Source organism: Vibrio sp. 10N.247.311.49, assembly GCF_041467655.1.
Classification (GTDB): domain Bacteria; phylum Pseudomonadota; class Gammaproteobacteria; order Enterobacterales; family Vibrionaceae; genus Vibrio; species Vibrio crassostreae_C.
In genome coordinates, this window is sequence record NZ_JBFSVA010000002.1 from 239,105 (window position 1) to 250,861 (window position 11,757).

12 protein-coding genes and 1 riboswitch are annotated in these 11,757 nt (G+C 44.3%); of the genes, 4 read left to right on the plus strand and 8 right to left on the minus strand.

What is annotated here, in order from left to right:
• The first annotated feature begins 80 nt into the window (after nt 1-80).
• Together AB6E54_RS03825 and AB6E54_RS03830 are read left to right on the plus strand one after the other, a co-directional pair.
• Nucleotides 81-1,616: a mannose-1-phosphate guanylyltransferase/mannose-6-phosphate isomerase gene (locus tag AB6E54_RS03825; protein WP_372107159.1), complete on the plus strand. Its 1,536-nt coding sequence runs from the start codon at nt 81-83 to the stop codon at nt 1,614-1,616.
• Between the two features lie 15 nt (nt 1,617-1,631).
• Nucleotides 1,632-3,056: a phosphomannomutase CpsG gene (locus AB6E54_RS03830; protein ID WP_102332022.1), complete on the plus strand. Its 1,425-nt coding sequence runs from the start codon at nt 1,632-1,634 to the stop codon at nt 3,054-3,056.
• 110 nt (nt 3,057-3,166) lie between these two features.
• On the opposite strand, the gene aroG is transcribed toward AB6E54_RS03830, so the two are convergent.
• The 4 genes from aroG to AB6E54_RS03850 form a co-directional block, all read right to left on the minus strand.
• Complete coding sequence (gene aroG / locus AB6E54_RS03835; RefSeq protein WP_017061746.1) at nt 3,167-4,219, minus strand: 3-deoxy-7-phosphoheptulonate synthase AroG; 1,053 nt, start codon at nt 4,217-4,219, stop codon at nt 3,167-3,169.
• A gap of 313 nt (nt 4,220-4,532) precedes the next feature.
• Entirely contained in the window at nt 4,533-4,748 is a 216-nt protein-coding gene (locus AB6E54_RS03840) for a DUF3820 family protein (protein ID WP_004730103.1), read from the minus strand.
• 13 nt (nt 4,749-4,761) lie between these two features.
• Nucleotides 4,762-5,433 (minus strand): DUF3313 domain-containing protein, encoded by a 672-nt coding sequence (locus AB6E54_RS03845; protein ID WP_102332021.1) that lies wholly within the window; start codon nt 5,431-5,433, stop codon nt 4,762-4,764.
• Nucleotides 5,434-5,533: 100 nt separating this feature from the next.
• Nucleotides 5,534-5,887: a hypothetical protein gene (locus AB6E54_RS03850; RefSeq protein WP_017061749.1), complete on the minus strand. Its 354-nt coding sequence runs from the start codon at nt 5,885-5,887 to the stop codon at nt 5,534-5,536.
• A 323-nt stretch (nt 5,888-6,210) separates the two neighbouring features.
• A riboswitch (cyclic di-GMP riboswitch) is annotated at nt 6,211-6,300 on the plus strand.
• A gap of 72 nt (nt 6,301-6,372) precedes the next feature.
• Here AB6E54_RS03850 and gbpA point away from each other — a divergent pair.
• Nucleotides 6,373-7,839, plus strand: a complete 1,467-nt coding sequence (gbpA, locus tag AB6E54_RS03855) for an N-acetylglucosamine-binding protein GbpA (protein WP_372107158.1) — start codon at nt 6,373-6,375, stop codon at nt 7,837-7,839.
• 110 nt (nt 7,840-7,949) lie between these two features.
• Here the strand turns inward: gbpA and cyoE are convergent, their stop codons facing one another.
• The 4 genes from cyoE to AB6E54_RS03875 all read right to left on the minus strand — a co-directional run bounded on the left by cyoE (nt 7,950) and on the right by AB6E54_RS03875 (nt 11,506).
• Nucleotides 7,950-8,924, minus strand: coding sequence for a heme o synthase (gene cyoE, locus AB6E54_RS03860; protein ID WP_372107156.1), 975 nt, complete (start codon nt 8,922-8,924; stop codon nt 7,950-7,952).
• Nucleotides 8,914-9,969 (minus strand): heme A synthase, encoded by a 1,056-nt coding sequence (locus AB6E54_RS03865; RefSeq protein ID WP_372107155.1) that lies wholly within the window; start codon nt 9,967-9,969, stop codon nt 8,914-8,916. Before AB6E54_RS03865 ends, cyoE begins: the two co-directional genes overlap by 11 nt.
• 102 nt (nt 9,970-10,071) lie before the next feature.
• Nucleotides 10,072-10,680 (minus strand): hypothetical protein, encoded by a 609-nt coding sequence (locus tag AB6E54_RS03870; RefSeq protein ID WP_372100062.1) that lies wholly within the window; start codon nt 10,678-10,680, stop codon nt 10,072-10,074.
• Nucleotides 10,673-11,506, minus strand: a complete 834-nt coding sequence (locus AB6E54_RS03875; RefSeq protein WP_367613547.1) for an SURF1 family protein — start codon at nt 11,504-11,506, stop codon at nt 10,673-10,675. The genes AB6E54_RS03870 and AB6E54_RS03875 overlap by 8 nt, the downstream gene beginning before the upstream one ends.
• Nucleotide 11,507: 1 nt before the next feature.
• On the opposite strand from AB6E54_RS03875, the gene AB6E54_RS03880 reads away from it, so the two are divergent.
• On the plus strand, nt 11,508-11,738 hold the full coding sequence (locus tag AB6E54_RS03880) for a DUF2909 family protein (protein WP_372107153.1): 231 nt from the start codon (nt 11,508-11,510) through the stop codon (nt 11,736-11,738).
• The last annotated feature ends 19 nt before the right edge of the window (nt 11,739-11,757 follow it).

Sequence of the window (11,757 nt, forward strand, 5' to 3'; positions counted from 1 at the left end):
CCTTCTTGGTTATCGATAAGTAATAAGCGTGAAGCGTGGTAATATGATGGCAGTATTCTAATGCACCTAATTACCACGCTATGATTTTACCTGTCATTCTAGCCGGCGGCTCCGGAAGTCGTCTCTGGCCACTGTCTCGCGAGCTTTACCCTAAGCAATTTCTCAATATTGCCGGCGACCAGTCAATGCTTCAGCACACACTTCAACGCCTGCAAGGCCTTGAAGAGCACTTGATGGATAGTAAATGCGATGCCCCATTCATTATCTGTAATGAAGAGCATCGCTTTATTGCCGCTGAACAAGCTCGATCAGCTAACATTCAACATAGTGGTATTCTGCTAGAGCCAGTCGGTAGAAATACAGCCCCAGCCATTGCGCTTGCCGCCCTAAAGGCTTTAAGTAAACCACCGCTTAATGAACAAAGCGCATCCGACCCTATCTTGTTAGTGCTGGCTGCTGATCATCACATCGCGAAAACCTCTGAATTCCAACAAGCGATTAGTCGTGGTGTTGATTATGCAAAACAAGGCAAGCTGGTGACATTCGGTATAACACCTAGCTCCCCAGAGACTGGCTATGGCTATATCAAGCAGGGAGAGCCTCTTTCCTCCAGTGCTCAAACTGATACTAATGGAACAGAGCAGCCAATCAATCACGCCTTCGCCATAGAATGCTTTGTAGAAAAGCCAGACACAGCAACAGCAGAAGAGTACATCCGCTCAGGACAATACTTATGGAACAGTGGCATGTTCATGTTTAAGGCATCACGCTATGTTGAAGAACTCGCCGAACACCACCCTGAGATAGTAGCGGCTAGTAAACTCGCTCTTGCAACGCAAAATACCGACCTCGACTTTATCCGTATAGACGCTGAAGCATTCAAAAGCAGTCCAAGTGATTCAATCGATTACGCCGTGATGGAAAAGACCTCGCACGCCGCGGTGATCCCGATGGATGTCGGCTGGAACGATATTGGCTCATGGTCCGTGATCTGGGATGTAAGCGAAAAAGATCAGCACAATAACGTCATTGAAGGTGATGTGTTAACCGTCGACTCTCAACACAACTACATCCATGCTGAAAATAAGCTGGTTGCGACGGTAGGTGTCGACAACCTGATTATTGTCGAAACCAAAGACGCTATATTGGTTGCAAATAAAGACAAGGTTCAGGGTGTTAAATCGATTGTCAGTCAACTAAATCAAGCGGGTCGCACAGAACATGTGCATCATCGTGAGGTGTTTAGACCTTGGGGTAAATACGATGTTATCGACCTAGGCAAGCGCGACAAAGTTAAACGTATCACCGTTAAACCCGGTCACAAGTTGTCGTTACAAATGCACCACCATAGAGCGGAACATTGGGTAGTCGTGGCGGGTACTGCGAAAGTGACCAACAATGAGAAAACCTATCTGGTTGAAGAAGATCAATCCACTTACATCCCTTTAGGTCATATTCACAGCCTAGAGAACCCAGGGGATCTCCCACTCGAGATGATTGAAGTACAAACAGGCAGTCATTTAAGTGAAGGCGACATCATTCGATATCAAGACAGTTATAGGCGAGACGTGCGCAAGCAACAAGTCCACTCATCAAAGCACAACCAAACGAAATAAAGCAGCGACAAATCGATGAAACCAACATTAGACCTAAACTGCTTTAAGAACAACGATATCCGCGGCGTCATTGGTAAACAAATCAATGAGCCACTCGCCTACCTGCTCGGTAAGGCATTTGGCGAATACGTCCTATCCGCTAAGCCTGAAACCTCACTCGATGGTTTGGCGCAGGTAGTGATTGGTCGTGATAACCGCAAAACCTCCCTGTCATTACAAGAAGCCATGACCAAAGGCTTAATCGAGTCAGGGATTACCGTCATTGATCTAGGTATGACTGGCACTGAAGAGGTCTACTTTGCGACTCGTTACCTAAAAGCGATTGGCGGAATACAAATCACAGCCAGCCACAACCCAATCAATTACAACGGCATGAAAATGGTCGGTGTAGACGCTAGCCCTATCAGTAAAAACAGTGGTTTAGATGAAATCAAACGACGCATTGAAGAACTTAATCAAGAGCTGAACTGCAATTTACCGTTCGTTCATGCACAACCAAGTAACTCTAGTAGATCGAACAGTATTCTTGCTCCGTACGTCGAGCACCTACTCTCGTACATAACCCCATCAAAGCTGTCACCGATGAAGATTGTGGTTAATGCTGGGAACGGTGTTGCAGGACATATCATTGATGCTTTAGATAATAAATTTAACGAACTCGGTGTCCCTATCACCTTCATCAAAGTTCATCATAACCCTGATGGAAACTTCCCAAATGGTATTCCAAACCCTTTGATTAGAGAGAACCAAGCAGCCACTCGAGATGCCGTTTTAGAGCATTCTGCCAACCTTGGAATTGCTTGGGATGGAGACTTCGACCGATGCTTTTTCTTTGATGAGCAAGGCAATTACATCGAGGGTTATTACATTGTAGGGTTGCTTGCTGAAGCATTCTTGGTCAAACAGCCTAACACGACTGTATTGCACGATATGCGCATGACCTGGAACACAATTGAAATCGCAAAAACGCATGGTGGAAAAGCGATTGGAATTAAAGCAGGACACGCACTGATCAAAGAGAAGATGCGTGAAACGAATGCCGTCTATGGGGGCGAAATGAGCGCACACCATTATTTTCGTGATTTTGGATATTGCGATTCAGGCATGATTCCTTGGCTATTGGTTATCGAGCTGATGTCGAAAACTCAACAATCTCTTCACCAATTAACGAGTACTAGTATAGATAGATTCCCCTCTTCCGGGGAGATCAATCGAAGAGTCTCAGACCCAGAGCAGGTCATGGCTTGCGTGTTATCGCACTACCAAGATCATGCCGTTGAGATCGATCACACAGACGGAATCAGCATGAATATGGGCTCATGGCGCTTCAACTTAAGAAAGTCCAATACCGAGCCATTAATACGCCTTAACGTTGAAACCAAACAAGATAAAGCTTTACTGTCACTTAAAGTCGACGAGTTACTGTCTTTTCTCATTTAAGAATACAGACACTTCCAGTTTTCAACTAAGATCCACAAAAAAGCCCTTATTAGCTGTTGCTAACTAAGGGCTTTGAATTTTCAGTAGCTTAATCGCTGACTGTAATTAGTCTATTTGTTACGACGAGCTTCAACAGCGTCTGCCAGCTGGCGAAGTACTGTTTCAGTGTCTTCCCAACCAATACACGCATCAGTAACAGATTGGCCGTACGTTGCAGCTTTGCCCTCAACCAGGTCTTGGCGACCTTCAACAAGATGAGATTCAATCATCACACCAAAGATAGCTTTGTCGCCACCAGAAATTTGTGCGCTTACGTCATCAGATACGTTCATTTGACGCTTAAACTGCTTAGAGCTGTTTGCGTGGCTGAAATCGATCATCACTTTTTGTGGAAGACCAGAAGCTGCTAGCTCTTCTTTAATCTTACCAACGTGTTCTGCGCTGTAATTTGGCTCTTTGCCACCACGTAGGATGATATGACAATCAGGGTTACCTGCTGTTTCAACGATAGCTGAGTGACCGTACTTAGTTACTGATAAGAAGTGGTGAGAAGCGCTAGCAGAGCGAATAGCATCTGTTGCAATCTTGATGTTGCCATCAGTACCATTCTTAAATCCAACTGGGCAAGATAGGCCAGAAGCCAGTTCGCGGTGAACTTGAGATTCTGTAGTACGTGCGCCGATTGCACCCCAGCTGATTAGGTCAGCAACGTATTGAGGCGTGATCATGTCTAGGAATTCGCTTGCCGTTGGCATGCCCATGTCAGTTAGGTCCAGCAGTAGCTTACGTCCTAGACGAAGGCCATCATTTAGCTTGAACGTATCGTTCATGTACGGGTCATTTATTAGACCTTTCCAACCAACAGTTGTACGTGGTTTTTCAAAGTAAACACGCATTACGATTTCAAGGTTATCACCCAGTTCGTCGCGCAACACTTTCAAACGTTTACCGTACTCAAGAGCAGCTTCTGTGTCATGAATAGAACATGGGCCGACAATAACAAGCAAGCGATCATCGCTCTCTTCTAAAATATTGTGGATCGCTTTGCGGCTTTCAAAGGTTGTAGAAGAAGCAACTTCTGTCGCTGGAAACTTTTCTAAAACAGCAACAGGGGGTAATAACTCTTTTACTTTGTTAATTCTTACATCATCAGTCTGGAACATTGCTTACTTCTTCCTTTTTTCTATCCTTGAGCTGAATGTACGTTGTCTCACGTCACTTTCTATCAGCACTAATCTTCTTGTTCCCTGTAACTTAACTAGTAAAAACTCTAGTTTCAATCACTAATTAAAAATAAACGCAATTTTTTTTGTGTTTTATATTTAAAACACCCTGTATACCATTATTTACACGCTATCGATTGCGTATTTTATAGCAAGGTAAGAAGAGCCATTCTTCAAGCTACATCATGCATGTAAAATTGTGTCGAACTCAAAAACAAAAAAGCTCACGTGATCAGCGTGAGCTTTTATTTAATTACATTCTTTTCAATGGCTTGACGACACTATCAAGCCCTTCAATTTTCAGAGCAAGGCACAGTTTCAATAAATCGCCGAGTTCACCAGACGGGAATCCCTTTTTATCAAACCACAGCAAATATTCTTCAGGTAAGTCAATCAGTGTACGACCCGCGTACTTTCCAAATGGCATCTGCATTCGAGCCAACTTAATCAGGTTCTCTTTCTCTAGCATTATTCGGTCTTTACTATGCGTCATCTATGTTGTGTAGAGTATCACCTAAACGTTCAACCCAATAGTTGATCGCGTCTTTGGCATCATCCAGCGAATCAATCATGGTTGAAAAATCTTTGTTACCCGCTTCACGGTCGATGGCTGCAAACAGTGGTGTGCCCTCTTGAGCATCACTGACCAATAACTCTACACTCGCACTCCCAACATTGGTGTGCTCACCAGTCGTGACCTTAGATATGGTTGACATCGCAAGGCCAAACGGCAGAACGCTGCTCGTTACAGCTAAGATCGGATTGGGCGTTTCAACGTTACTCAGAGCGATACTCAAGCGGAGCGTTTTTCCTGTCGGTTCATCGACAATCGTTTTATGAGGCGATATTTTATCTTCCAAGCGCGCAACCATGTGCTCAGTGAGTTCCTGAATCTCTTCCTGATCCAACGAACCTTCTTCTGCTAAAACAAAAATTTGGTCGATCACTACAGAATCGTAGTCATCTAACTTGGATTTCAAACGCTGCGCGTCACGTAGCCCAACCCTTGCCCAAACCAAGTCGACGCCTCCGTCAGGCCCAGCCTGAAAATCTTCGTAGCTGGTAAATTTAGTAGCGGTTCTAATTGGGCCGCCTGCACAACCAAGCAAGAAAATGCTGGTTGCAACAAGCAAAAGGACTTTTAAAGGGTTCATAACGCACTTAGTCAAAATTAAGGAATCTAATTAAGTATGACATACCCTATGTGAAAAGGTTGTAGAAAAAGGGGGTTAAAAATCAGAGCTAACTCTAAAATTAGTCATGTTGAACAGTGTGTGCGTACTCTACAATTACCTGATTTCCTTCAATATAAGCATTTTGGATCTCACCATCAACACTCATTCTACTTTTCAGGTAGACCACTTTAGGGCCCGATTCATTACCCTCTTTTAGCGAAGGGAATACATTCCTTGGTTCCAAATGAAGTAAACGACAAAAGTGACTAATGAAAGACATGGTTAATGGCGTCTCCCCTCTTAGCACTCTTGAGAAATCAAGCTGGTTCATGCCTAGCTTTTTTGAAAACTCCATCTGCGTAATTCGCATTCTCGATTTTTGTGACATCCACGTTTGATACAACGCGTCTCTGTCTAGTTCTGTGAATTCCATACCGACTCCTTTATATAATTCATACCAATCAATTGTCCGTTTTTTCATACATAGCGTGTCAGGGTTCGGTTAGTGGAAACCAAAGGTTTGGTTTTGATATGCGCACAATTGTTGTACAGAGCGAAGCGAAACAACCCAAATTCATTCACTAAAACGATTAGAGCAAATGCTTTCTTTATTTATATCAATAATTTATACGTTAACGAACTAAACATATAGCAAGTTAATTTGTATCAAGAATTAAAAGTTCGAGATTGGCATTCCACATTTCAATCGATTGATTCGCATTTATAAAACTGGTTGGCTACATTTCGATTGCTCAAACGCACTTCTGGCAAACTATTTGAAAGAATAAGACGCAAAGCCACCGGTCTGTCGACAAATATTCTGTCTATGATAGCGGGGCCGCCACTTAATAGAATTTAAGTGTAAATGCATGCCGGGGTGTTCTCTTTTTTGTCGGCCAAATACAGTAAGGACAAATAATGAAACAACTCCAAAAAAAATCACTCATCGCGCTATCGCTTCTTAGCGTAAGCGGTGCAAGCTTCGGTCACGGTTATGTCTCGGCATACAACAATGGCGTAGCTGAGAGCCGTGTTGCCCTATGTAAGTTCCCTGCGAGTGATACGCAAGAGAAAAACACCAACTGTGGTGGTATCCAATACGAACCACAAAGTGTAGAAGGCCCTGAAGGCTTCCCAGAAGTTGGCCCTGCTGATGGGAGAATCGCCAGTGCGCAATCTTCTTTAGCAGCAGCACTAGACGAGCAAAAGGCAGACCGCTGGGTTAAACGCCCTATCAAGTCTGGTTCTCAATACTTCGAGTGGACATTCACAGCTAACCACAAGACTCGCGATTGGAAATATTACATTACTCAACCCGACTGGAATCCAAACCAGCCGTTGGCTCGCAGCTCTTTTGACTTAACGCCATTCTGTGTTGTTGAAGGCAATATGGAACAGCCACCGATGCAAGTCAGTCACTTGTGTAATGTGCCAGAGCGTGAAGGTTATCAAGTGATCCTTGCGGTATGGGATGTAGGTGACACTGCAGCGGCTTTCTACAACGTTATCGACGTGAAATTTGATGGTGACGGCCCTATCATTCCTGATTGGGATCAAGGTGGTCAAATCAACCCGACACAAGACCTGAATGTTGGTGACGCTGTTTATACGCGTGTATTCGACCAGTCTGGTGAGAACGCTTCATACAGCACTGAGCTTGTGATTGAAACTTCTGAACAAGGCAAAGCCAATAACTGGTCTTACGCGCTTGCTTCTAAGATCAACCAAGAGCAGACGCAAATCAAAGCAGGTCAATTGAATGACCAAGGCGATTTCGCACCCGTTTACGGCACGAATCCTGTTTATCTAAAAGCAGGCTCTGGCTTTAACAGTGTCGAAATCGGCTACAAGATTGATACTCCAGAACCCGAGCATGATCTTGAAGTCTCGGGCTTAGAATCAGAGTACATTATCGATGAGAGCCAACCTACTCAGCTTGATCTTACGTTAGCGGCAACAGGCGATATCCAAGCTGAGCTTACCGTGTACAACCATCACCGTGAAGCACTTGCCTCTCAGAAATCGGACCTAACAGACGGACAAGTTGAAGATGTTCAACTGACTCTTTCTAAGTCTGAAGCTGGCCACCACATGCTTGTGGTTGTGACGAAAGATGACCAAGGTAACTTAGTGGATCAGAACACGCTTGATTTTCATCTTATGGACGAGCAAACACCGCCACCAGCAGGCGACTACGACTTCGTGTTCCCAGAAAGCATTGAGTCTTACACAGCAGGAAAAAAGGTTCTAAGCAGCGATGGTGGCGTTTATCAGTGTAAAGAGTTCCCATACTCTGGCTACTGTGTTCAATGGGCTCCAACAGCAACTCAGTACGAACCAGGTGTCGGTTCACACTGGCAAAGTGCTTGGAACAAAGTGGACTAAGTACTCGCTAGATACTTACTTTGTATTGGGTGAGTTTTAGTCATCAACCAAACAAAAACGGATGCCCAGAGCATCCGTTTTCTTATTCAGCAACAGCAGAAATGCGGTTATCAAAGTAGATAGTGGTCTGCCAACAGAGCCACAAACAAGATCATGAGATGATAGATGGAGAACTTAAAGGTCTTCATGGCCATATTGGGTTCATCACGATATTTCAGTACCCAAGCGTGATAAACAAACCCGCCGTTGAGCACCAATGAAGCGCTCAGATATATCCAGCTGCTCATGCCAACCAATACAGGCAATATACACACGATGCTAAGCAAAAAGGTATACAGAAGAATAGACGTCTTGGTGTATTCGATTCCGTGAGTCACAGGCAACATGGGGATGTTCACTTTGGCATACTCATCACGACGATGAATTGCCAACGCCCAGAAATGAGGAGGCGTCCAAATAAAGATGATCATCACCAACAACCAAGCATTTGAATGCAGCTCGTTGGTGACTGCCGTCCAGCCCAATAACGGTGGCATTGCGCCAGCTATCCCTGCAATTACGATGTTCTGTGGCGTCGCTCGCTTCAAGTACATGGTATAGATGACCGCATAGCCCAATAAACTTGCAAAGGTTAGCCAAGCCGTGAGTTGATTGACCCACACCACTAACGTAGCGAACCCAAATAAGCCGATACCTGCTGCAAAGCTAAACACACGCACACTACTCAGCTCACCGGATGGTAAAGGGCGTCGATTTGTTCGAGTCATCTGGCCGTCGATCTTTTTATCGATCAAATGGTTAAACGCAGCCGCTGAACCTGCCATTAACCCTATCCCAATCATTCCGAACAAAGTTTGTTGCAAAGGCAATCCATTCGGCACGGCCAAACACATCCCAACCAATGCTGTCAGCAACATCAAAGCCACCACTTTAGGCTTAGTCAGCGTTAAATAAACTTTCCAAGTGGCTTTGTTTTTTTCAGCCTTTTCGTTACTTAAAGTTATGTCATTATTGGCTGTTATCTTATGAGTTAAGGCTGCCTCTTGAGCCACCACTTCATACTGTGTTGACGTTCTACTGACCATGATTACCTCCTTGTAATACACTGTTCTTCACCAAGCTCTCACTCGGTTTGCGTTGCCACACCACAAAATTGGTTACAACCATGCTGATGAGCAACATTACTGCGACTAGGTTATGCAAAACCGCAACTGAGATTGGCAGGTGAAACCATACATTACTGATCCCAAGGCTGATTTGAGTAAACAACACTATTGCGACAATCATGCTCAGCTTTTGGTGAGGCACTTGGCCAAACTTCCATAACTGGTACACGACCATCAGCACCGTTAATGTCGCCACAATAGCCCCGAACCTGTGCATGACATGTATGGTAAGCCTCGCGGGATACTCCAACACACCAAACTCATAGTTATCGTGTCCGTGTTGAGCAAAATCGAACGCATTTTTGAAATCGAGGTAGCTCATCCAGTTACCTTCACAAATAGGCAATTGGGTACACACCAAAGCGGCATAGTTTGACGATGTCCAACCACCAAGCAGTATCTGCCCAACCACAATGAGTAACCCAAACAACGCCCAAAATTTAAGTGTTGGAGAATAAGAAGCCTCACCAAAACGGCTTTGGAATTGAGACAAACGGCAGTAGAGCAGACACAACAGTGACAGCAACGTGAAACCCCCCATCAAATGCGCCATAACCACAACGGGCATCAACTTAAGAGTCACCGTCCACATTCCAAGCAAAGCCTGAAAAATCACAGTGGTAGAGATAAGTAATGGAAGACCAACTGGTGTGATGTTCTTTTTAATACACCAAGCTACAACGACAAAGATAAGCAACCCTAATGTTCCTGCAAAGTAGCGATGGATCATCTCTATCCACGCTTTGTCTGCTTCAAGAGCTCGCTCTGGAAATTGCAGATTGGCTTGACTCACCGCTTGGGCATCAGACGGAACGGTGATCTTACCGTAACAACCCGGCCAGTCAGGACAGCCAAGGCCAGCATCAGACAGGCGTGTATAAGCTCCGAGCACAATCACGGTAAGGGTTAACAAGATAGTTAATCTCATCATGTGCATGAGTAAATCAGGGGCTTTATTCTGCATCGTTTATCTCCCTATACTTATTCCCTTTGCACTAACAACACTCAGCATTAACGCAATCTGCTAAAGCTCATTAACTCAAGCTTATCAACTTAAGCTGATTAACTACCCAACTCGTGACAGCTTAAGCAGCTTTCTTAGATCATGAATCAAGCCTTTAGATTGGCTGACTAGCTGCGAAGGATCAGAAACACTTTTGTATTCCATAACCAATTGCCCGAGTGGGTCAATTATGACAATGGAAGCGGGTGCAAACTCAGTACTTAATTGATCACCACCTGCTAACAAAGATAAATCAGGCTTGTTGAGCGAACCCGACAACGAGTTACCTTCTGAGACGAAAACAACGGCGGTAACTCGCTCTTTGTTTTTCCCTAGCGCCAAGTAACTTTGATTCAAATAATGGAGTTGTTGTTCGCATAAGCTTTCACACTCTGTGGGAGCGATATAACCCACAACCCAACCCTCTCCTGCCATGGGTACCGTTACGCCGAAATCCGCTAGTGTAATTCTTGGTTCTACCAATTCGCCTGAGTTAGTGACACCTGACGTATACCAATTCTGATCCAACACAGTTTTGGCGATAATGGCTGGCAAAGCGAAAATTAAAACGAGTCCGATTAATACCAAGCGTCCTTTAGTACGACGGCTTCTGAGCTCAGCCATGTTTGCCTCGGTAATTTCCCTGTTCACTTGTGCTTGAGATTTATCCATCCTTATTCCTCGTGATAGGTGTTGCTTTTAGGTACCGATAGCCAATCAACAACATCAAAAACAAAAGTACCGCAGCCATAACAAACCATTGAAATGAGTAACCAAAATGCTTCTCAGACCTCATCGCCGTTGGACGCCATAACATTTCATAGGGCCATGAATCTAAACTCTGAGGTTGGAAGACAAAGGGCAGCACTTCTTGTCCTGTATACTGTGATAACGCTGCTATGTTTAGGTTTTGGATTCTATTCGGTGTCGTATTTTCTAAACCCAACTCATGACTTAAAGGATTAATTGAGCGTGTATACAAGCGCCCTGACATTTTGGTTGGTACAGTGATACTTCCTAATTGCGGTAGTTCTCTTCTGTCATTACTTGCCGGAACAAACCCAAGATCGATCAATAACTGCTTTTCGTGTAAAAGCTGGTTGCCTTGCTCTTTAGATTGAACCTCACCCAACATGTAAATCACATACCCCACCGTTCCTTGGTTAATCTGATTGTCTAACAAGACCACCAAACCACTTGGTATTTCCAATTCAACATCAACCTTCAAACCATTTAAAAACTGCTGTTCAGATGTACCTTGGGCTTGTGTACGCGAGCCCTTCCATTCAGAGATAACCGTGTCCAATGACCTAAACGATTGCTGCGCTCTTTCTGATAGTTGCTGTTCATAACGTAATTTCTCGTTACCACGATCGAGTTGCCATAAACCTAACTTGATTAAAGCGCCGACTGAAACCACAGTTAAAACAACCGCTATCCAAAAACCTTTACTGCGGAACTTGTGTTCATCATCAATCAATCGGTTTGGAGTTATCACTATGGCGTCATCTACCTTTGTTCTGTTATTTAAAGTCGTATTGGTCGCTTTGCTGTTTTTTATCGCTTTCAATTTGATGAAAGGCCTAATCCAAATCGCCTCAGGTAAACACAATGGAAAAAGACTCAGTTACTTCTTGTGTCGTCGTGTCATGTGGTCAGCCGTTGTCGTGCTACTATTATTACTTGCTTTGGGATCAGGAGTGATAACTCCCAACCCTCGTCCCTATTAATCCCCTATAGGCTCAATCG